Source organism: Paenibacillus sp. J22R56, from assembly GCF_056269375.1.
On the sequence record NZ_JBWDNV010000011.1, the window covers coordinates 166,950 to 189,308 of the forward strand.

At 48.0% G+C, this 22,359-nt stretch carries 19 protein-coding genes; 15 read left to right on the plus strand and 4 right to left on the minus strand.

The window, feature by feature from the left end; translation table 11 throughout:
- Position 1: 1 nt before the first annotated feature.
- From lepB to folE, 5 genes are all read left to right on the plus strand, one after another.
- A complete protein-coding gene (lepB, locus tag AC0YNT_RS25375; protein ID WP_475807106.1) occupies positions 2 to 589 on the plus strand; it encodes a signal peptidase I in 588 nt (195 codons plus the stop codon).
- Positions 590 to 669: 80 nt separating this feature from the next.
- Positions 670 to 1,104 (plus strand): ribonuclease HI, encoded by a 435-nt coding sequence (rnhA, locus tag AC0YNT_RS25380; RefSeq protein WP_167278756.1) that lies wholly within the window; start codon positions 670 to 672, stop codon positions 1,102 to 1,104.
- 31 nt (positions 1,105 to 1,135) lie between these two features.
- The gene (gene queG, locus AC0YNT_RS25385) at positions 1,136 to 2,314 is read left to right on the plus strand and encodes a tRNA epoxyqueuosine(34) reductase QueG (protein WP_475807107.1); all 1,179 of its coding nucleotides are present in this window, start codon (positions 1,136 to 1,138) and stop codon (positions 2,312 to 2,314) included.
- Between the two features lie 109 nt (positions 2,315 to 2,423).
- Positions 2,424 to 2,645 carry a YneF family protein gene (locus tag AC0YNT_RS25390; protein WP_475807108.1) on the plus strand — a complete coding sequence of 74 codons (222 nt, stop codon included), beginning with the start codon at positions 2,424 to 2,426 and terminating at the stop codon, positions 2,643 to 2,645.
- 39 nt (positions 2,646 to 2,684) lie between these two features.
- Positions 2,685 to 3,275: a GTP cyclohydrolase I FolE gene (folE, locus tag AC0YNT_RS25395; protein WP_167278759.1), complete on the plus strand. Its 591-nt coding sequence runs from the start codon at positions 2,685 to 2,687 to the stop codon at positions 3,273 to 3,275.
- Positions 3,276 to 3,357: 82 nt separating this feature from the next.
- Here the strand turns inward: folE and AC0YNT_RS25400 are convergent, their stop codons facing one another.
- Positions 3,358 to 4,464 (minus strand): alpha/beta hydrolase, encoded by a 1,107-nt coding sequence (locus AC0YNT_RS25400; RefSeq protein ID WP_475807109.1) that lies wholly within the window; start codon positions 4,462 to 4,464, stop codon positions 3,358 to 3,360.
- Positions 4,465 to 4,700: 236 nt separating this feature from the next.
- On the opposite strand from AC0YNT_RS25400, the gene AC0YNT_RS25405 reads away from it, so the two are divergent.
- Positions 4,701 to 5,444 (plus strand): IclR family transcriptional regulator, encoded by a 744-nt coding sequence (locus AC0YNT_RS25405; protein ID WP_167278761.1) that lies wholly within the window; start codon positions 4,701 to 4,703, stop codon positions 5,442 to 5,444.
- A gap of 233 nt (positions 5,445 to 5,677) precedes the next feature.
- On the opposite strand, the gene acnA is transcribed toward AC0YNT_RS25405, so the two are convergent.
- Complete coding sequence (acnA, locus tag AC0YNT_RS25410; RefSeq protein ID WP_475807110.1) at positions 5,678 to 8,380, minus strand: aconitate hydratase AcnA; 2,703 nt, start codon at positions 8,378 to 8,380, stop codon at positions 5,678 to 5,680.
- Positions 8,381 to 8,743: 363 nt separating this feature from the next.
- Here acnA and AC0YNT_RS25415 point away from each other — a divergent pair, with 363 nt between their 5' ends.
- The 6 genes from AC0YNT_RS25415 (at position 8,744) to AC0YNT_RS25440 (ending at position 14,822) form a co-directional block, all read left to right on the plus strand.
- Positions 8,744 to 10,105 carry an amidase domain-containing protein gene (locus AC0YNT_RS25415; protein WP_475807111.1) on the plus strand — a complete coding sequence of 454 codons (1,362 nt, stop codon included), beginning with the start codon at positions 8,744 to 8,746 and terminating at the stop codon, positions 10,103 to 10,105.
- Between the two features lie 25 nt (positions 10,106 to 10,130).
- Positions 10,131 to 11,255, plus strand: a complete 1,125-nt coding sequence (locus AC0YNT_RS25420) for a D-alanine--D-alanine ligase (protein ID WP_475807112.1) — start codon at positions 10,131 to 10,133, stop codon at positions 11,253 to 11,255.
- A 25-nt stretch (positions 11,256 to 11,280) separates the two neighbouring features.
- Positions 11,281 to 11,598 (plus strand): hypothetical protein, encoded by a 318-nt coding sequence (locus AC0YNT_RS25425; RefSeq protein ID WP_475807113.1) that lies wholly within the window; start codon positions 11,281 to 11,283, stop codon positions 11,596 to 11,598.
- A gap of 6 nt (positions 11,599 to 11,604) precedes the next feature.
- Positions 11,605 to 12,621, plus strand: a complete 1,017-nt coding sequence (gene uvsE, locus AC0YNT_RS25430; RefSeq protein ID WP_475807114.1) for a UV DNA damage repair endonuclease UvsE — start codon at positions 11,605 to 11,607, stop codon at positions 12,619 to 12,621.
- Between the two features lie 202 nt (positions 12,622 to 12,823).
- The gene (locus tag AC0YNT_RS25435) at positions 12,824 to 13,642 is read left to right on the plus strand and encodes a sulfite exporter TauE/SafE family protein (RefSeq protein WP_475807238.1); all 819 of its coding nucleotides are present in this window, start codon (positions 12,824 to 12,826) and stop codon (positions 13,640 to 13,642) included.
- A gap of 322 nt (positions 13,643 to 13,964) precedes the next feature.
- Positions 13,965 to 14,822, plus strand: coding sequence for an inositol monophosphatase family protein (locus AC0YNT_RS25440; protein WP_475807115.1), 858 nt, complete (start codon positions 13,965 to 13,967; stop codon positions 14,820 to 14,822).
- Between the two features lie 72 nt (positions 14,823 to 14,894).
- On the opposite strand, the gene AC0YNT_RS25445 is transcribed toward AC0YNT_RS25440, so the two are convergent.
- Together AC0YNT_RS25445 and AC0YNT_RS25450 are read right to left on the minus strand one after the other, a co-directional pair.
- Complete coding sequence (locus AC0YNT_RS25445) at positions 14,895 to 16,520, minus strand: response regulator transcription factor (protein ID WP_475807116.1); 1,626 nt, start codon at positions 16,518 to 16,520, stop codon at positions 14,895 to 14,897.
- 119 nt (positions 16,521 to 16,639) lie between these two features.
- Positions 16,640 to 18,370, minus strand: coding sequence for a sensor histidine kinase (locus AC0YNT_RS25450; RefSeq protein WP_475807117.1), 1,731 nt, complete (start codon positions 18,368 to 18,370; stop codon positions 16,640 to 16,642).
- 162 nt (positions 18,371 to 18,532) lie between these two features.
- Here AC0YNT_RS25450 and AC0YNT_RS25455 point away from each other — a divergent pair, with 162 nt between their 5' ends.
- The 3 genes from AC0YNT_RS25455 to AC0YNT_RS25465 all read left to right on the plus strand — a co-directional run bounded on the left by AC0YNT_RS25455 (position 18,533) and on the right by AC0YNT_RS25465 (position 22,311).
- Positions 18,533 to 19,498, plus strand: a complete 966-nt coding sequence (locus AC0YNT_RS25455) for an ABC transporter permease (RefSeq protein WP_475807118.1) — start codon at positions 18,533 to 18,535, stop codon at positions 19,496 to 19,498.
- 18 nt (positions 19,499 to 19,516) lie between these two features.
- The gene (locus AC0YNT_RS25460; RefSeq protein WP_475807119.1) at positions 19,517 to 20,395 is read left to right on the plus strand and encodes a carbohydrate ABC transporter permease; all 879 of its coding nucleotides are present in this window, start codon (positions 19,517 to 19,519) and stop codon (positions 20,393 to 20,395) included.
- Between the two features lie 137 nt (positions 20,396 to 20,532).
- Positions 20,533 to 22,311, plus strand: coding sequence for an extracellular solute-binding protein (locus AC0YNT_RS25465; RefSeq protein ID WP_475807120.1), 1,779 nt, complete (start codon positions 20,533 to 20,535; stop codon positions 22,309 to 22,311).
- The last annotated feature ends 48 nt before the right edge of the window (positions 22,312 to 22,359 follow it).

Below are 22,359 nucleotides of genomic sequence, written 5' to 3' on the forward strand. Positions count from 1 at the left end.
TGTGAGTGTATCCCCTTCGGAAATCAACGATAAGGTCGAACAGAATGCTCTTGATAACAAGTCCCGCTGGCTAAAAGAACTGCTGGAGTGGGGCAAGACCATTACGATTTCATTTCTTATCGTTATGGTACTTCATCTGTTCGTCTTTAACCTGTCGACGGTAGAAGGCCATTCGATGGAGCCAACGCTTCAGGACAAGGAATGGCTGTTCGTGAATAAGTTCGCCTATCTCGTTGGAAATCCGAAGGTAGGGGATGTCGTGATCCTTGAGGATCCTTCTGATTTTGGAGGGGACAAGGATTATTTGGTGAAGCGGGTTGTTGGAGTAGCTGGTGATCGTATTGAGATTTATAATAAAGAGCTGTATCGCAATGGGGTAAAAGTAACGGAGAAGTATACCGATGTTGAGATCGAGGATCTGGATTTCATGCCAGTAATCGTTCAGAAAGGTCAATACTTCGTTATGGGAGATAACCGTCACGCCAGAGCAAGCAAGGACAGCCGAATTTTTGGTACGGTGCCGCGGTCGATGATTCATGGGAGAGCGGATTTTATCCTATGGCCTTTTAAGCAGGCGAGCACTCTATAAAAATGTAACTGCTTCGCAATTCTTTAAGCTAATGCTTTCGAAGTAAGAATTGCTACGCAATTCTTTTTAGGAGATGAATGATGAAAGATGTAACAGTATATACGGACGGTGCCTGTTCCGGTAATCCGGGGCCAGGAGGCTGGGGAGCTGTACTGTTCTATGGAGCTCATCGGAAAGAAATATCCGGGGGAGAGAAACACTCCACGAACAACCGGATGGAGATTCAAGCGGTTATTGAAGCGCTGAGCCTGTTGAAGGAGCCTTGCAAAGCCAAGGTATATAGTGACTCTGCCTATGTCGTGAATTGCTTCCAGAAGGGCTGGATTCATGGCTGGCTGCGCAACGGCTGGAAGAATAGCAAGAAGGAACCGGTTGAGAATCAGGATTTATGGCAAGTATTATGGGATCTGATGAAACGCCACCAGGTGGAGTACATCAAGGTGAAGGGGCATAGCGACAACGAGTGGAATAACCGCTGTGATGAGCTTGCCCGTGAAGCGATCAAACGACTGTAATAGGAATAAATAGGATGGGAGCACGATATTGATGGACTGGGCGAAGTTAAAAGAAGACATTCGTGAAGCGGCGCCAAGCCTTGGTATCGATAAGATCGGCTTCGCTTCCGCAGATCCGTTTACAGAATTAAAAAAGAGGCTGATCCGGCACCGGGAGCTTGGCCGGGAATCAGGCTTCGAAGAGCCGGATTTGGACAAACGGACAAATCCGGCTTTGCTGTTTGAAAATCCCCAATCGATTATCGCGATTGCTGTCGCATATCCTGCGAAGCTGCATAATCCGCCAAAGTCGGAACCAGGAGCACGGCGCGGTATTTTGTCGCGTTCGGCTTGGGGAGAGGACTATCATAAGGTGCTGCGGGACAGGCTGGCGCGTCTGGAAGCCTGGCTGAAGGAACATGTACCAGGAGTACGTGTGGAGAGTATGGTGGACACGGGAGCGTTATCAGACAGAGCAGTTGCCGAACGGGCAGGAATTGGATGGAGCGCGAAAAATTGCTCGATCTTAAGCGAGGATCTTGGCTCGTGGATTTATCTCGGCGAGATGATAACGAATATCCCATTCCCGCCGGATACGCCGGTAACAGAAGGCTGCGGCGAGTGTACGAAGTGTATCGACGCTTGCCCGACAGATGCGCTAGTTGGCCCAGGTCAGCTGGATTCACAGAAATGTATTTCTTTTGTTACGCAGACCAAAGGGTTCGTATCTGATGAGCTTATGCGTAAAATCGGCAACCGGTTATATGGCTGCGATACATGCCAGACGGTCTGTCCGGTGAACCGGGGTAAGAACTGGACGCATCAGCCCGAGCTTCAGCCGGATCCTGAGCTTGTGAAGCCATTGCTTGTCCCGCTGCTTACGATAGGTAATCGAGAGTTCAAGGAGCGCTATGCTTCTAGTTCCTCCGCTTGGCGGGGCAAGAAGCCGATTCAGCGTAATGCGATTATTGGACTAGGTAACTTCAAGGAGAAAAGCGCCGTACCCGATCTGATCGGTGTCATGAAGGAAGATACAAGGCCGGTACTGCGTGGTACGGCAGCTTGGGCACTTAGCCGAATTGGCGGCGAAGAGGCGTTGGATGCTTTGCGTGAAGCCCTGCCGAGTGAGTCTGATGAAGAAGCGAGAGTTTATATGGAACGAGCAATTGCTAGTCTTGAGGCGTTACAGATTGGGACTGACGATGCGCCTTCGATCCCGCGTGAAAGCTAGGAAAATTTACTTCTGCGGGACGTTTGCGAATGCCCGCTTTACATGCTATTATAGTGGTCATTATAGACTATAGGCAGCAATGATAGAAAGGGTCGGGTGAATTATAATAATGTCGGCATGGAGCATCATTATTCCGATTGTAACGTTAATCGTAGGAGCTATAGGCGGCTTCTTTATCGGGGTATTCTACCTGCGCAAGCAGCTTGAGAAAATGCAGAATGATCCTGAAATGATTCAAAAAATGGCGAAACAAATGGGCTACAACTTGAACAAGCAGCAAATGAATCGTGCACAGAATATGATGAAAAATCAGAAAATGCCACGAAAATAAAGTGCGGTTAGTTGGAAGTAGCCGGAGAGGTGGTTCGAAATGGCGGGTATGAAAGACTACGTCAATTCGGCGGTATCGCGCAACCGGGAACAAATTGAGCATCATGTGAAAGAAATATTGAAGCTGGTTGGCGAAGACGTTGAAAGAGAAGGGCTCTTGGAGACTCCGGCTCGTGTTACCCGGATGTATGAAGAGATTTTTGCAGGCTATGAGGTAGATCCACGCGAAGTGCTAGGCGTCACCTTTGACGAGCAGCATGAAGAGCTTGTTATTGTCAAAGACATTGTTTATTACAGCCAATGCGAGCATCATATGGCGCCTTTCTTTGGAAAGGTGCATATCGGATATATTCCAAGCGGTAAAATCGCAGGTCTCAGCAAACTTGCAAGACTTGTTGAAGCGGTAACGAGAAGACTTCAGGTACAGGAACGGATTACTACGCAGATCGCTAATATCATGCAAGAAGTGCTGAAGCCACAAGGCGTGATGGTTGTTGTTGAAGGCGAGCATCTGTGCATGTGCGCGCGTGGCGTTAAGAAGCCGGGCAGCAAGACGGTTACGTCGGCAGTCCGCGGTGTGTTCTCGGACAGTGCGCTTCGTTCGGAGTTTCTGACTCTGCTGAAGCAATAATAAAAGAAAAGCCTCCTGTGTAACAAGCGTGTATGATTCGCTTGATGCACAGGAGGCTTTTTGTATAAGTGCTGGATACTTATTATAACGTTTGATTAGTGGACGAGTTTGATTCAGATTCAGCTTGAGCTTGGAACTGTTGGTCCACTTGGCCTAAGAATAGGGCTGCGCGCTGAATATATTCAGTTGGTGAAGCTCGGAACAGCATTTCGTGTTGACCGTTTGGCACGATCCACGAACGGGACAGCGGATTCGACTGACCAGCTGCGATTTGCTCTGCTAACTGGTAAGGCGCCTTTGCGTCATTTGTACCATGCATAATGTAAAGCGGGATATTAAAGGATTTCGCTAAAATTTGTTTGACGGGCACCTGCTTCAAATTCGCACCTGACCAGATCGGCAGCAGAGTCTCGATCAGCGGCATAGACGGGAACTTAGGAAGCGGCAGGATTTGCGTCACGTTATGGAACATCGTATCTGAACTGGCAAGGAAAGTGCTGTCCAGAATCATGGCATCAATGTCATTGGTTTGGAGTGCCGCTTGGAGCGCTGTTCCTGCACCCATCGAGAAGCCCCAAACCACGATCTCTTGTGCTCCACGGGATTTGGCAAAATTAATCATGGCAAGCAGTTGCTGTGATTCTTCTATGCCTCCGGTTGCTGGAGCTTTGTACTTCTGGGAAGCATATCCGTAGTCAAAAAGCACCACATTATAGTGAAGCCCGTGCAATAGCTTCGTCAGATCATACATCGGTACCCAGCTTTCTTCCCGGTTCGCGCCATAACCATGGCTGAAAATAACGGTCCGTTCCGAGGATTGGGTCGAGCTTGCCAAGACAGCGTCTGAATCATTGTCCGCAGCAGGGACATACCAGCCGCTGACGGTGGTCTTACCACTTACACTAGGTAACATGATATCCTCATAATCGAGGCCAACTGCGGCCTTCGGGTTAGATGTGAGTGGTGCAACATAGGGATAAGTCAGCATCCATGCGATATATCCGTAAAAGACGAGAACAAGCAGCAAACATAGTGCAGTAAAAGAGGCGACAAGCGCAATTAAGAAATGTTTGCGAGTCTTCGCTTTAGGTCGTTGTTTCTGCAGTCCGCCTTCGAGAAGAGGAAAAGGCTGCAAGGATTGAGGAAAGCCGGTTTCAAGCGGCATCGGTGTCATAATAGTTGTGCTCATCGCAGTGTCCCTCCCCACAAAACATAAAACTATGTAAGCGCTTCTACGCTTCTAGTACTTTTATCGTAGACCGATAGGGTGAGCCTGTCAATTGATGTCGATGTAATGTTAAGCATTTGTAATCATGTTGTAATGAACGAACTTTTCTTTACCACTCTTACTTTATTAAGGTATACTAGATGATAATAAGTTTCATTGTACGGAACTAGATTTACAGCAAAAGGAGGACGGACTTCATGGAAGAAGGCAAAGCAAATGTACGGGCAGTTGAGCGGGCGCTGGATATATTGCTATGTTTTACGACGGGAACGGATCTGGCCATGTCAGAGATCGCGGAGAAGGTCGGTCTGCATAAAAGTACCGTCCACCGTATGCTGGCTACGCTGGAGGATCGGGGTTTTCTAGAGAGGGATCCTTCGTCGGAGCGGTATCATCTTGGAATGCGGATGTGGGAGCTGTCGGCGCATTTATCCCGTTCGGATGATCAAGCTGTTATCTGGCAGCCGGAGATGGAGCGTTTGCGTGACCGGCTAGGAGAGACAGTAAGTATTTATGTGCGTGATGGCTCGGAGCGCGTTCGGATTCAAGCCGTGCAGAGCAATCAGCCGGTTCGTCGGGTAGCGCCGGTTGGTGCCAGACTACCGCTGTATGCTGGTGCTTCCAGCAAAGTATTAATCGCTTATTCGGACCGTTTTGTGCAAGAACAGATTTTCGGCGACCCAGCATGGTTGTTAACCATCGATCTGGATCAATATAAGCAGCAGCTTGAGGAAATCGTAGAGCAAGGCTACGCAACGAGCTTTGAAGAGCGGGAGCCTGGTGTGGCGGCTTTGTCCGCGCCAATCTTCAATCGGCATGGCCAGGTAGCAGCAGCGTTATCAGTATCTGGACCGGCAAGCCGGTTAACCATGGAGAGTATGCGTGAATATTCGTCTGTCTTGATCGAATATGCGAAGCGTATGGGGACGATGATAAAGTGACGGTTAATTGGGAAACTGCGCATTCGAATGTTCTTCCGATCGCCATTGCTCGGGGATTTCTTGGAACAATTCCAATAGGATTGGAATCCCCGAGCAAAAGCGAACGCTTCACTTCTCCAGAATCATTCGAAATGCTCCGTTTTCCATTAACGTAACTTTTGGAAGAAATAAAATGAAAAAGAAAAAGCGACTGTGCAGGCTTGAAGCCTTGCACAGTCGCTTTTTTTGCGAAATTACATGATCTGGCGCAGTACGGTTTGAAGGATACCGCCGTTGCGGTAGTAGTCGACGTCGACCATGGAGTCGAGTCGTACGGTTGTACTGAACTCGGTTACTTTGCCGTTCTCATCGGTGGCTTTGACGCTTACCTTTTGCCCCGGCTTTACGTCATTGGACAGCCCTGAAATATCAATCGTCTCGCGGCCGGTCAAGCCAAGGGATTTCCAGCTTTGACCTTCCAGGAACTGCAGCGGAAGGACACCCATGCCTACGAGGTTCGAACGGTGAATTCGTTCAAAGCTTTCGGCGATGACGGCTTTTACTCCGAGCAGGTAAGTACCTTTGGCCGCCCAGTCACGGGAGCTGCCCGTTCCGTATTCTTTACCGGCGATCACGACAAGGTTGGTGCCATCATTCTGATATTTCATGGAAGCATCATAGATGGACATCACTTCGTTCGCAGGCAGGTATGTGGTTACGCCGCCTTCTGTTCCTGGGGCTACCTGATTGCGAATCCGGATATTGGCGAATGTACCTCGCATCATGACCTCATGGTTACCACGGCGGGAGCCGTAAGAGTTAAAGTCGACCTTATCTACGTTATGATCGGTCAAATAGGTGCCGGCTGGGCTGTCGGTCTTAATATTACCCGCAGGTGAAATATGGTCGGTTGTCACTGAATCGCCAAGCAGAGCGAGAATCTTCGATGCTGGAATATCAACGATGTCGGCAATGTCTGCACCCAAATCCTCAAAGAACGGTGGATTCTGAATATAAGTGGAATCCGGATCCCACTCGTAGCTTTCACCTTTTGGAACTTCGATCGCGTTCCAGCGGTCATTTTGCGTGAAGACATTGGCGTATTTGTCACGGAACATTTCCGGACGGAGTGCGGCCTTAATTGCTTCCTGCACCTCTTGATTTGTTGGCCAAATATCCTTCAGATACACCGGCTTGCCGTCGGAGCCGATTCCGATAGGATCCTTCGAAAGGTCAATATTAACCGTGCCTGCTAATGCATAGGAAACAACAAGCGGCGGGGATGCGAGATAGTTCGCTTTTATCTGCGCATGGATCCTGCCCTCGAAGTTACGGTTACCGGACAATACAGCAGATACGGTCATATCGTTATCGGCAATCGCTTTGCTGACCTCGTCAGGGAGAGGACCAGAGTTACCGATACAAGTGCCGCAGCCATAACCGGTTACATGGAAGCCAAGCGCCTCAAGTGGTTCCATCAGACCTGCGCGGTTGAAATATTCGGTTACAACAAGCGACCCGGGTGTTAGTGACGTTTTGACATAGGCGGGAACCTTGAGCCCACGCTCGACGGCCTTCTTGGCAACAAGTCCGGCGCCAAGCATAACACTTGGATTGGAAGTGTTCGTACAGCTGGTAATAGCGGCAATTACGACGGCACCAGTTCTCATCTCACTGACCCGTCCCTCTTTGTGATGTACTTCTACTTTCTGCTTAATCTTCTCTTCGCTAAGACCATAGCCGCCCTTCTCAAGAGGAGTATTAATAATGTCATTAAACGCCTCTTTCAGATGGGTAAGCTCTACGCGGTCCTGCGGCCGTTTGGGCCCAGCTAGAGAGGGGACAACACTCGATAAATCAAGTTCCAGCGTATCCGAAAATACAGGATCTGGTGTCTCATCGGTTCGGAACATATCCTGCGCCTGATAATACGCCTTTACCAGTTCAATCTGCGCCTCATCCCGGCCTGTATCACGAAGGAACCGAAGTGCTTCTTCATCTACTGGGAAAAAGCCGATAGTTGCACCATACTCCGGTGACATGTTAGCCACGGTAGCACGGTCTGGCAGGCTGATATTGGACAGTCCTGGTCCAAAAAACTCGACAAACTTGCCGACAACACCTTTTTTTCGCAGCATTTGCGTAACGGTCAGGGCAAGGTCGGTAGCGGTCGAGCCTTCGGCTAGGCTGCCTGTCAGCTTGAAACCAATGACTTCGGGCATGACGAAATAAAGCGGCTGTCCGAGCATCCCGGCCTCTGCCTCAATACCGCCTACACCCCAACCCACAACGCCAAGTCCATTGATCATCGTAGTATGGGAGTCTGTGCCGACAAGAGAATCGGGGAATACAACGGTGTCTTCTCCGATTTGTTTGGTCGCCGCCACAGATGCTAAGTACTCTAAATTCACTTGATGCACAATACCTGTACCTGGAGGTACCGCACGGAAATTATCAAAGGCCGTTTGCGCCCAGCGAAGGAACCGGTAGCGCTCGCCATTACGCTTGAATTCTAGCTTGGTATTATACTCTAGGGCATCAGGGGTGCCGAATGTATCGATCATGACGGAATGGTCGATGACAAGATCAACCGGAACAAGCGGGTTGATCTTCTTCGGGTCACCCCCAGCACGCTTTACCGTATCGCGCATCGCTGCTAGATCAACAACGACTGGAACACCGGTGAAATCCTGCAGAACAATACGAGCTGGAATAAAAGGAATTTCCTTATCGACCCGGCCATTCGCCCAAGCGGCAATCTGCTTAACATGCTCTTCAGTTATCGCTCGTCCATCGAATTGGCGGACTGCCGCTTCAAGCAGTACTTTGATGGAGAAAGGGAGTTTAGAAACAGGGCCCAGCCCTTGCTTCTCCAGCTCTGCGATCGGGTAATACACATAGGTTTTGCCGGCAGCATCCAGCGTACTGCGCTGTGCAAAAGGGTTGTTCGTGGACATACGCTTTTTGACCTCCTAAAAAGTTTGCGAAGCAAACTTCGCTTCGAAAGCATGGGTTTTAAAGTTTGCGAAGCAAACTTACTTCGAAAGCATACGCTTAAGTTTGCGAAGCAAACTTCGCTTCGAAAGCATTAGCTCAAAGTTTACGAAGTAAATTTGCTTCGAAAGCATTAGCTCAATGTTTACGAAGTAAACTTGCTTCGAAAGCATCGGCTTAAGATTTTTACGAAGAAAACTTCACTTCATTAGCATCCTCTGCTGTTTACCTCAAGTAGTGTTCCCAAGCCCTGTGGTGATTGTTACATGAATTAATACATTTGCTCATATAATGAACCAGCAAATACAGGAATGGGAGGGGTAGCCATGTCTACGCGATCGGATCGACCAAGGAATCGTGCCGATAGGCAGCGGTCAAACAAAGCCTTACTGCTCCAGCCGGCGCCGGTACGTTCCGTCCAGCCGTCAAGCCAGGCGGATTCTCAGGAGAGACATTCGTTTGAGGTACCTAATAAAGCAGCCGTGCGTGAGCAGTCCGGCAATCCGACGTTGTCATCGTCCAGAGAGCTACCTGCCCAATCCACCCATCCAAAGTCTGCCCAGCCTTCTGCCGGACATACTGCTGAGAGGCCAGCCCGCCAAAAGCTTTCTTCCTTGCTTCGTTCCTCGGATCAGGCAGGAGCAAAGAAGAGAGAAGCCTCTGGTGAATGGAAAACGGCCATTTCGAAATATGTAAACTTATATAACAAGGCGGAGACAGATCAGCATTTTGCTGCCCTAGATGACTATATAGACGATAAAGATCACTGCTCACGACTTCGTTATCGACTCGAGAGACTAAGGGAAAGAGATTTGTATCGTGGTGTGCTGCCAGCAAGAGGCGAGACAAAAGCTGATCTGATAAGGGTGAATGAATCCCCAACGGAAGTATCCGTACTTGTGAAGCTGCATATCAAAAGGCAAATGGAGCAGTCGGGACTGTACTATCTGGAGGAGAGAACCGAATTCGAGCGGTTATGGCTGAATTTTACAGGAGAAGCCTGGCGTATTTTCCGAGTTGAGCCTGTCATTGCCGAGCGGAGACCACGATTTGGAATGGCGGAATATACAGGTGCAGTCGAAGAGGAGGTTCTGGATCAGACGCGGGAAGCATCTGTCTTCCGATCTACACCATTTCTGAATCTTGACCAGTATCCACAGTTGAAGCAGAGGGTGAAAGGAATCCCATACCGGCGTGAGATGGCGGCTGCTTATGCGGACAGATGGTGGAATGAAGGTAATCCAGCCTATGAAGAATTTGAAGTGAACTGTACAAACTATATTTCCCAGTGTCTCTTTGCAGGCCACGCGCCTATGAACTATACTGGTAAAAGAGAAAGCGGCTGGTGGTACAAAGGCCGAAATGGCGGCAAAGAATGGTGGAGCTACAGCTGGGCAGTGTCCAATGCACTTACCAATTATTTGTCCGGCAAACGAAGCTCTGGCCTGCATGCAACCGTTGTTGAATCGGTGGAAGAGCTGCAGCTTGGTGATGTCATTACGTATGATTGGAACGGGGATAATAGGTACCAGCACAGCACGATTATTACGGCCTTTGATGCGGCGGGTATGCCGCTCGTTAATGCGAATACGGTTCCCAGCCGGCATCGCTTCTGGGATTATCGTGATTCCTATGCATGGACAGAACAAACGAGATATCGTTTTTTTCATATAGCGGACCACTTCTAAAATTGATCATACCGGAGGATACCTAATGGGGAAGAAAGTACACTTAGGGTTGATTTACGGAGGGAAGTCGGGAGAGCATGACGTATCGCTGCAGACGGCATTTGCAGTAATGGGAGAGCTCGATTACGCAAAATATGAAATAACGCCTTTTTATATTACTAAGCTTGGCGAGTGGAGAGTAGGAGAGGTAGCTGGATGCCAGCCGGCGGCAATTGATGAACTCCGGCTTCTGCCGCCTGACGATTCGCAGGTACCTGTAACTCCTGCATTCCCGCTCGCTCCATTGCTTGGCAGTCTAGTTGGCGGGGGTGCTGCGGCAGGAATTGATGTTGTTTTCCCGCTGCTTCATGGTACTTTCGGAGAAGACGGGACCATTCAAGGAATGCTGGAGATAGCGAACATTCCATATGTAGGGGCAGGGGTTTTAGCTTCCTCTGTCGGGATGGACAAGATTACAATGAAGAAAGTATTCGCCTACGAGGGTCTGCCGCAGTGCGTATTCCGTTATTTTAACCGGGCGCAGTGGGAGAAGGATGCCTCCTTTTTTATTATGGAATGTGAGGTTGCATTAGGGTATCCCTGCTTCGTGAAGCCTTCTAATCTCGGATCCAGCGTAGGAATATCCAAAGCGAAGAACCGCGATGAGCTTATTGCAGCCATAGACTTTGCCTTTCGATTTGACCGCAAGGTCATCGTTGAAGAATTTGTTGATGCAAGGGAGATTGAGGTCAGCGTACTTGGGAATGAAGATCCGAAGGCTTCCGTACCGGGCGAAATTGCGCCTTCCAATGAGTTTTACGATTATAAGGCGAAGTACGTAGATGGCAAATCAACGATTCAAATTCCAGCGAATATCCCGAACAATAAGGCGGAAGTAATACGAGATATGGCGATTCGTGCATTTCTTGCGATTGACGGGTCGGGCCTGTCCCGCGTAGACTTTTTCTTAAGAAAAACAGATGGGCAGCTATTCATTAACGAAGTGAATACGATGCCGGGCTTTACGCCAATCAGTATGTACCCGCTTATGTGGAAGGAATCAGGTCTGCCTTACCGTGATCTGCTCGATAAGCTGATCGAGCTTGCTCTGAAGCGTTATGCGGATAAGCAAACGATAGATTATGGCGGTTGCGGCAATGGAGGTCCCTAATTCTAGAAGAAAGGAGGAGTTTAGAATGGGTTTTGCAACAGAGTTTAATTCCGTGTGTAAATTCAAATCGGAGCAAGAGCTGTATGAATTGCTTGAATACGGTAGGGGCAAAATGGTGAAGAGCGGGTTCCGCGTCTTCCCAGCCGGCCAGAAAGTAATCGCGTATACACCTAATAACGAAGCGATTGCGATCGTTCGCATCCTCGCCTCGATTGCGGAAATTAATTTCCAAGGCGAAGAAGTGACGGAAGTGGAGATGGAACTGGTGCGCAAGCTGAACGAAGAGGAAGCGCGCATTCAGACGGCTCTCGCCTACGAGATGTTTTTCGGAGAGAGGGTATAATTCATAATGATCGTCCGGTTCGGATTCGTCGCCATGAGTATGATTCTTGAGAATGCTTCACCGTCTCGGACGATGACATTTGCGAGCTTTAATAAGCTGAATGATCGAGAAGCTGGCATACGCAAAATGGAGCGGATCGCAGAAGATAATCTGCGAAGCACGCTTCGTATCATGAAACATGCTAATGCGCATGACATCCACATGTACCGATTCTCGTCAAAGCTTATCCCGCTTGCTACCCACGGTGATCTTGCAGATTGGGATCCGTTTGTTGTGCTTCGTCCTACGATGAAGGAACTTGGCGACTATGCAATTAAGACAGGGATGAGGACCTCGTTCCATCCCGATCACTTTTGCGTATTCAGCACGAATCGGCCAGAGGTTCTGGTGAATTCGGAGCGTGATCTCGATTACCATATCCGGATGCTTGAGGCAATGGAGCTTCCCGAGACCGTGAAATGCAATATTCATATGGGTGGAGCTTATGGCGATAAAAAGCTGTCCAGTGAGCGTTTTATCGAGCAGTTTGGTGCATTATCGCCGAGGTACAAGCATCGAGTTACGCTGGAGAACGACGATAAGACATTTAATGTTCGGGAAACGCTGGCAGCAGCGGAAGCCGTCGGCGTGCCGATGGTGCTGGACATTCATCATCATGCCGTCAACAGCGGTGATGTATCGATGGACGAGCTGTCTGCTGGCTTATGGCCGCGGATTGCACGTACCTGGAAGCTGGAAGAGGAGCGCCTTGGGCTAGAAGAAGGTGCACTGCCGCCGAAAATTCATGCTTCGAGTCCCAAAAGTCTTTCGGATCCTCGCGGCCATGCAGAGTTTCTGGAGCCAGAGCCGCTTGTGCAGTTTCTTCGAAGCGTTGCATCTACAACGCCAAGGATTGATTGCATGCTTGAAGCCAAGAGCAAGGATGCCGCTCTGCTCAAGCTGATGGAGGATTTGAAGGAAAGGGCCGCGCAGGAAGACGGGATCCGGATTCTTGATGGCGGAACCATTGAGATCGAGCCATAATCGTTAGCACCGTCAAGGTAGACTCCTTGAATTCTAAGCATTTATAAGTCTTGTCTTATAAACAGGTCTTAGGATTCTCCGGAATGAAACGCAGCTCGCCATCAGAAGATAGCGGGAAGCGTTTCACCTTGGCGGTGTTATTTTATGCAAGTACATAATTGATTAGCAACCAGAGACTTCAGAAAGCGGTGAAGCAAAAGTGTTGGAGTGGATTCTTCTAGCGCTGCTTGGCGTTGTTGCAGCGATGTTCGGGAGTATCGTTGGTCTTGGCGGGGGCATTATTATCGTCCCGGTGCTGATGCTCCTTGGGTCGCAGCTCACGGGCGATGAGATCAGTCATGCGACCGCCGTAGGTACATCGCTCACGATGCTGATTGTAACGGCACTAGCTTCAACTCTAAGTTATGCGAAGAAGAAACTGGTCGATTTCCGCAGCGGCTGGTTGTTTTTCATTACCAGCGGGCCAGCTGCGATGATTGGATCCGCTTTGACAAGCCGGTTCCAAGGTGCAGCATTCTCGCTTTCGTTTGGCATATTCATGCTGCTCATGGCTGGCTTGTTAATCGCTAAGGATTATTTGAAACCGATTACCCGAGAATGGCCGATCAAACGGACGGTAGTGGATGCCAATGGGCAGGAGCACACGTATGGCTATGCGATGGTTCCGGCACTTGGGATTGGTTTTGCTGTTGGGTTGATTTCGGGCTTGTTTGGGATCGGGGGCGGTTCTTTATTTGTTCCTCTGATGGTGCTGTTATTCCGCTTCCCGCCGCATACCGCTACCGCAACTTCCATGTTTGTTATCTTTCTTTCTTCCATTCTTGGGAGCGGGATGCATGGCCTTCTTGGCGAAATCAATTATTGGATTGTACTGGCACTGGTGCCGGGAGCGTGGATTGGCGGCAAACTCGGAGCCATGATTGCTAGCCGCATGAGCGGGAAAGGTCTGCTCTGGCTGCTGCGCATCACGTTATTGCTGCTGGCTGGCCAATTGATATACGAAGGTTTGACGAAGCTTTAACACTAGGTTAATATTTTTAAAATATACGAAGTGTAAGATTTCACCTATACTGAGCTACTATTTCATCGTGAAGTGTACGCTGCTCTTCCTAAGGATGAAGCAGCCGTTTTCACTTGTGTGAAACTTGCATAGGAAGTCATACGTATAAGTTACAAACATACAATTAAAGCATTCATGAGAAAACCTCTATCGAGGCTGCTCGAAGGTGAAGCGCCGCGTTTAGAGGTAGGTTTATTCGCCAAATAGATTTCAGTTTTCGACTGACATCGAAACTAATAAAATCTATTGTGGTTAAATTATGACGAGAGTAGAGTGATGGACTGTGACTGTAGGTGATCAGCAGGGCACCGTCGTCGGAGGCAAAAGCTTCGCCGCCGTGGCGATCAACTGCGCGGCTAAAGCGGGAGAATGGATAAAGTCTAAGCTAGGAAATTATGAGAAGCTTGATATAAAGTATTCGGCGCATGATTTGGTGACAGAAGTGGATAAAGGCTCGGAGACATTGATAAAACGTCTTGTGCTGACACATTTCCCTCATCATTCGTTCCTAGGTGAAGAGGGTGTAGAGCCAGGGCCAGAGGCATCCGCGCGTGCATTGGAAGAATTAAGCGACGCCGAGTATCTATGGATTGTTGACCCGATTGACGGGACAACCAACTTTGTACATGGCTTTCCGTTCTTCGTAGTATCGATTGCCCTTGCCCATAAAGGTGAAGTTATTCTAGGGGTTGTGTATGATCCGATGCGGGATGAGCTGTTTATTGCCGAGAAGGGCAAAGGCGCTTATGTACATGGCAAACGGATGAGCGTGTCTGGCGAGGATACTCTTAAGACGAGCCTGATTGCAACGGGCTTCCCGGCAGATGCAGAATTTGCACTGCCGCTGAATATGAAGGGATTACAAGCAATGGCGCCGCAAGTGCGTAACATTCGTTCAGGCGGTTCTGCTGCCCTTCATATGGCATATGTCGCTGCCGGACGCCTTAGCGGCTTCTGGGAAATTGGTCTAAACAGCTGGGACCTCGCAGCAGGCGCGCTGCTGGTACAGGAATCCGGCGGTATCGTAACCGATACGCTAGGTGGGGCGTACAATCTTGGCGTCCGCCATGTCGTAGCTTCGAATGGAAAGGTGCATCAACCATTCCTAGAGGCGCTTGCGAATGCGGAGGCAGTGAAATAGTAGACTGATTAAAATCAAAAATGGCGGTACAGGGATATCCCTGTACCGCTATTTTTGTTTGTGGAATAACCTTTAGTTAGCAACCTTATTCCGATATTCCTGAGGCGTGATGCCAAAATGCTTTTTAAATAATTGAATGAAATAGCTTGGCTTCTGATAGCCAAGCATGACCGAGATTTCATAGATTTTCTCATCAGTTTGGGCGAGCAGTTCAGCTGACTTCTCCATTCGGGCACGTAGTAAATATTCGCTGATGCCCTCCCCAGTCTCTGTCTTATAAATCTTAGACAAGTAGGAAGGATTTAAGTAAACATGAGTGGAGATGGAGTTAAGCGAAGCTTGCTCCAAATGGCCATGAATAAATTCCTGCACTTTACGGATGATGCCCGATCGTGAATCCTTATCTTCACTATTAACCGACTTCTGATAGGAAGTGATGGACCGGCTTGTCCATGCACGCAAATCCTCAACGGAATTGATCGGACTGCCATTCGCGAAAGCGTGGAAATCATCGCCGATCATGTCAGAGAGCCATTTCTTGTTCTTGTGAGCTAATGCAGCAAGAGAGGCAGCGATAGAGAAATAGGCTTCCAGCACATGCTCTTGTGAACCACGCCATTCTTCTTCGATCTCTCTGAAAATCGCCTCAAGCTTGTCGTTTGCAGTAGCCCATTGACCAAGCTCGAGCATCTGCAAGACGGATGGCGGGCGGTACAGCTCACCGAGCAGTTGAGGGGCTCCACGTGTAGGCTCTTTGGCAAGCGACACGAATAGTTCTCTCTCACCGCCGATGAACTGACGGAAGTTAGTGATGGAATTCTGGTAGAGCGGGTTTACATCTTGTGGGAATGTGCCGCCTTTACTCGTCAGAATGGAGATGCCGACCTTGAGATAGGACTTCACAACATGCTGCAGCTGGAAGGCATGGCTTTCGATCCAGCCGTCGAGGTCAGTTGGTATGCTAGAACCGGCTTTAGCTTTTAAAAGACAGACAATAAACCCGTTCGAGTCCTTGCAATGCCACATATCCAGCTGGTCCCCAAACACTTCTTCCGCCATATTGGATAGGGCATAATCAATGAGGCCTTCACTTTCACCATCATCATAGAGCCGATCTTCATCATCCAATCGGAGCAGCAAGACATGGAATGGATCTCCCTCCTGGAAAGGGATCGAATAGGTCGCCAGCTTTTTGGACAATCGCTGAAGCGATATCGATTGTTTGCCGCTTAAGAGATCAAGCAGCAAATACTCCCGCAGCTTAGGTAATTGTTCTCGAAGGGAGTACATGGCTCGCTGCATAGAGCTGATCTCGAGCCATTCCTGTTCGAGTTCCTTAATTGCCCTGCGGACCGAGGTGAGAAGCTCATCATCAGCTGCGGGCTTTAGCAAATAATCAGTAGATTTCAGCTTCAGCGCTTGTTTCGTATATTCAAAATCGGAATACCCGGAGAGCAGGATACATTTCGTATGCTTCCAGTTCTGTTTAATTTCCTGAATAAGCTCAAGTCCTGTCATGCCAGGCATCCTGATGTCGGTAATAACGACATCAATTGCGTGTACATGCATCAGCTCGATCGCATCTGGACCCGAATAAGCTTTATGTACGACATCGATCCCGGCCTCATCCCATGGCAGCATATCTGCAAGATCATCTGCCAGTATGGATTGGTCATCTACAATAAGAAGTTGGCGCATGTTAAGTTCCTCCTTAAAAGAATTGTGAAGCAATTCTTACTTCGTAAGCATAGGCTTAAAAGAATTGTGAAGCAATTCTTACTTCGTAAGCATAGGCTTAAAGAATTGTGAAGCAATTCTTACTTCGTAAACATGTTTGTCTCATTTGGCCAATACAACTCAACGGTAAGTCCGCCGTCATCACCACGGTAGAGTCGTACGCCTGCTTCTTGTCCATACTGGAGCAGCATACGCTGGCGTGTATTCCATAACGCGCAGCCCTTATCCTCGGTAGGAGGCATAGACATTTGCAGCTTTAGCTGGGCGAGCTGTTCCTCGGTAACACCAATGCCGTTATCTGTGACGGTAATGAGGTTGTAGCGGTCATTTTGCGAGCCAGTAATTTGGACTTCGCCAGTACCGATAGGCTCCAAACCGTGCACAACAGCATTTTCTACAATTGGCTGCAGGATAAGCCTTGGAATCTCGAGCTCTTCCATTGCCTCTGGAATTGTAATGACATAGGTCATATCCTGGACATTCATCGCTTGAATAGCTAGATAGCTTTTGACAAGATCCACTTCTTCGCGCAAGTAGGCCAGCTGTCTCTCGGATCTGGTTGTGTAACGGTAATAACGGCTGAGATGAAGAGCAAGCTCCATAACCGATTCTTTCTCTCCAAGTCTCGTTAAGCTGCGAATGAGAGAGAAGCAATTATAGAGGAAATGCGGATTAATCTGGGATTGCAATTGCTTCAGGTTAGCATCTCTTGAACGGATCTGTTCGAGATAGACGTTCTGGATCAGCTGCTCGATCTGGACGGCCATATCGTTGAAGCTGACGAGCAGGAAGTGGAACTCATTATTCGGATGGAAGACTTTCAGCTTCGGATATTCACCTTTCTTCAACTTCTTCACACCGCGAATAAGCTCCCGGATGGGTACCTGGACATTCGTATACAGGATATAGGCGGCAATCGTACTGCCGATAAGCAAAAACACGATACAAATATAGAAAAGATTGCTGTTTGCTGTAATCGGTCTGACAACATCATCAATCGGTAAATAATCAAATAGATACCAGCCCAGCTCGGGCATGTAGACGCTGTTCACGGTATATTCGGTCCCGTGCAGCTTAATACGAGAGTACTGCGAGTGAGAAAGCTTACTTAAATCAACTTTAGAGAGCAGCGTTTGCTGAAGCTCTTTGTCAGAGCCTCTCACGGCTAATATTTGCTGCTCAGGCGATACGAAGAAGGCATCTCCCTTGCCGCCTTGTTTAAAGCGTTCAAGCCCTTTCACTAATTCATCTGCTGCAAAGCTGACTTCTACAATAACCCCTGCGTTACCGGAGGAGCTGTCATAAGGTTCGGTCAGAAATCGGACAAACCTAGGATTATTTTGATAGTAGGGGGCGACATTCTCGGTATATTTCCATACCTTTGAATAGTTTTTCGTTACGAGATCTTTATTGTATTCCAGGTGGAAGTCGGTTGAAACGAAGGTATTGGTTGCAGGCGCATAGATGCTGATCGTTGTGTCCCAATCGGAGGAGGCATTGATCAGCCGAAGCTTGTCGGCAATTCGAATCTTCTGATCCGTTTGTTCATATAAGGTGGCAATCTCAAGAAACTCAAGGGTACGAACGTTGATATCTTCCGTGATCATAAGACCACTCTTTGCAAGCTGTTCTGCCGTTTCATCCGTCTTATCAGCAAAATAGGACAAGTCCTTATGCATGGATATTTCGACTTCATTCATAACAACATCCATACTTGTTTTATTAGAAAACCAATAGAGCGCGATAATCGGAATAAGCAGCAAAACGATAATGCCGACTATTTTTGTAAACGTATTCAATCTAAGCGACATCCTTGTCCGTCTCCCCGCATCAATGTGGATGAAAACAAAAGAAATGGGTATCGTTCTAAAATCATTGGCGCAGACTTGCCGATTCCCCGATTGCTATACTTACTATACATCATGATGAGACTCTGTCAATCGACAAAAAGAATAGCGGAAAGGACAATGGGGATGGGGACAACAACAAAGGCGATAGCCCGTAATGAGGTCATTGGAGAGAACACTGAAAAAACAAAAGCAAGAGGTTTCCTGAAGAGGACATGGCCGCTGCATCTCATGTTGCTTCCGGCAGTAATCTTGCAATTCATCTTTGTGTACGTACCTCTCGGGGGATTGGTAATCGCTTTTCAGGACTATAAACCTTACGATGGTATTTTCCATTCCAAGTGGGTTGGGCTTGAGCATTTCAAGTTTATGTTCGATTATCCGGACATTCAGCAAGTGATCACGAACACGGCGTTTATTGCATGCTTGAAGATTATATGCGGTATTATTGTACCGTTCATTTTCGCGCTTCTACTGAACGAAGTGAACTTTAATCCATTCAAACGTACTGTTCAAACCTTGGTATATCTACCCTACTTTATTTCCTGGGTATTCCTCGGCGGAATCCTGAACGATATGCTGGCTTCGGATGGTATTATTAACTCCATCCTTCATGATTGGTTCGGGGTGAAAGAATCGATTTTGTTCCTGGGAGATGGGGACTGGTTCCGATTTGTAGTCGTTCTTAGTGATGTATGGCAGCAATTTGGCTACGGTACAATCGTCTACTTGGCAGCGCTTGCGGGGGTTAATCCTTCTCTCTATGAGGCAGCAGAAGTGGATGGTGCAACTCGCTGGAAGCAAACCTGGCATGTTACGATTCCTTCGCTCTTGCCAATTGTTATCGTTGTAGGTACGCTTGCACTCGGTAATATTTTGAACGCAGGCTTCGACCAAATCTTCAACTTGTATAATCCGCTTGTCTACGATAAAGGCGATATCATTGATACCTTCGTCTATCGGACGGGCATTCTGAATGGGCAGTACAGCTTGGCAACAGCAGTGGGCATATTCAAATCCTTGATTGGTTTCGTGCTCATCATTGTTGGCTACAAGCTCGCTCATAAATATGCGGATTATAAAATCTTCTAGAAAGGGGTACCTGCGTACATGTATCAGAAAACATTTGGCTATCGAGCATTCTCTATTTTTAACTATCTCATCCTAAGTCTCGCGGGACTGCTGTGTATTATACCAATCGTTCATATTCTTGCGATCAGCTTTAGTGCCAGTGCCCCTGCGAATGCGCATTTGGTCGGCATGTGGCCGGTAGACTTCAATACCGAATCGTATACGAAAACAATGAACAATCCGAACTTCCTTCGGGCGTTCTGGATATCCATCGGACGTACGGTGCTGGGCGCGTCGATTACATTGGCCGTTATTACATTAGGCGGTTATGCACTGTCGAAGGATACAACGGTATTCAAGAGCCGGTCGAGATACGCTTGGTATTTCGTATTTACGATGTGGTTCAGCGGTGGTATCGTTCCTCTGTATATCGTCATTCGTAACCTCCACATGATGAATACGATTTGGGCGCTCGTTCTTCCAGGCTCGGTTGCTGTATTCAATATGATTCTCTTGATGAACTTCTTCCGTGCAACTCCAAAGGAACTGGAGGAAGCAGCCTTCATCGATGGAGCGGGGCATTTCTCGATCTTGTTCCGGGTCTATCTTCCTCTAGCAATGCCAGCTATCGCGACGATGTCCTTGTTCACCATTGTTGGTAACTGGAATGCATGGTTTGACGCTTTGCTTTATATTAACGATTACCGTAACTATCCGCTAGCAACCTTCTTGCAGACGATTATCGTACAGCAGGATTTTAGCAAGCTGAACCCTGACCCGAATGAGCTGAAGAACATCTCGCAGCGTACGGTTAAGGCTGCACAGATCTTTATCGGGATGCTTCCAGTACTTCTGGTATATCCGTTCCTGCAGCGCTTTTTCGTCAAAGGGATTGTCCTTGGTGCGGTAAAAGAGTAATTGTTTCAGGAAGATAAAATAATGGTATGTTACTCAAAATTATGGTATTTATAACAGTGAAAACCAAGACTATAGTATTACTTGAGAGTAAATAAAGCGCTCTCATCTATGAATAATCATATTACGGGGGGAAAACAATGCGTAATTCAATGAAAAAGCTTATGCTCGTTTCGTTGACTGGTGTACTTGCAGCAAGCCTCGCGGCATGCGGATCGAACAATAATAACGGCAACAACCAGCCAGCTAGCGAAAAACCTTCAAACTCTGGCAACGCAGCAGCTACAAACAATGCGGCTACTAACGACGCGGGCAGCGGCGTAGACGAGACAGGCTGGGACGGCACGAAATATGCTGAGCCTATTACTCTTTCAACAGTAAAAGGCGTAGGTACAAACTACTTCTTCAAGACTGGCGAAACGATGGAAAACAACGTTTTGCAAAAGTATATGAAAGAAAACCTGGGCATTGATGTGAAATATGACTGGGTAGTAACGGATACAAACGACGCTTACAAAACAAAGCTTCGTCTGATGCTTTCTTCCGGCGAGAAAATGCCTGACGTTATTACTTACCGTGGTGACATGGAAACAGTGAACATGCTGATTGACTCCGGTCAATTCATGTCGGTTAATGATCTGTTCGATAAATACGCTGGTGACGAGTACAAAAAAGCAGCTGCTCTGAACCCGGATACATTCCTTCCTGTAACACGTGACGGCGAGAAAATGGCTCTTCCAGTTCTCGACTACGCATTCAACGATGATATGGTGCTGTGGCTCCGCCAAGACTGGATGGATAAATTAGGTCTGCAAGCTCCAAAAACAGTTGCTGATCTCGAAGTCATCATGGATGCCTTCACAACCAAAGATCCAGACGGCAACGGTAAACCAGATACATTTGGTATGGCGCTTGGCTTCAAGAACGGCTTCCTGAACTGGATGACGGACGTAAGCTGGCTGTTTGGTGCTTACGGTACAATGCCTGGACAATGGAACAAAGCCGCAGACGGTACGCTGGCATTTGGTTCGGTTGATCCAGCTGCGAAGCAAGCTCTTGGTACATTGAAAAACTGGATGGATAAAGGCTGGATCTCGAAAGACTCCGGTCTGAAAGATGACACTTCTGGTTCTGAGTTCTTCACGAAAGGTCAAGCAGGCGCAATCGTAGGCCGTAACTGGCTGCCAGACTGGCCGTTTGGCGATCTGATCAACAACGTTCCAGGCGCGAAATACAAAGCATATGCTATTCCTGCTGGACCAGACGGTAAAATTGGTTCCCAAAGCGGTAACCCATCCGTTAACGGCTGGATGCTGATCAACAAAAAAGCAGAGCATCCTGAAGCGCTGCTCCGTTACTATAACTTCTTCTTCGATAACTGGGCTAACCCAGCAAAAGGCAGCCAGTTCGAGAATGGCTTCGCTGAAGGTTATGACTGGGCTAAGTTGCCAGACGGCACAATTACAAAAGATCCGGAAAAATATCCGGACCTGTTCCCGAACTATGCGGACCGTACACATCTTGTAGAGCCAATCTACTATTCGCTGACATTTGAAGGCGCTCGTCAACCTTCGCTGTATGCAGACACGATGATCAAGATTGCTAATGGTGAAGCGATGACGACTCCTTATGAAGAGCAAACTAAAGCGATTCGTAAGCCAGAGAACGTTGAAGCGATGAAGATTGTTATGGAGCAAAAAGATATTCGTATGAAAAACTACTTCCAAGGTCCTCTGACAGAAACGATGAAATCGAAGAACGAATTGCTCAACAAGCTTGTTAATGAATCGTTCTCCAAAATCATCTACGGTCAAGCGCCTATCGACTCGTTCGATACAATGGTTTCCAACTGGAAAAAATCCGGCGGCGACCAAGTGACGAAGGAAGTTAACGATTGGTACGCTTCGGCATCGAAATAATCTAGCAGTAAGCATAAGCATCTGCAACAGGATAAGGAACGCCATATT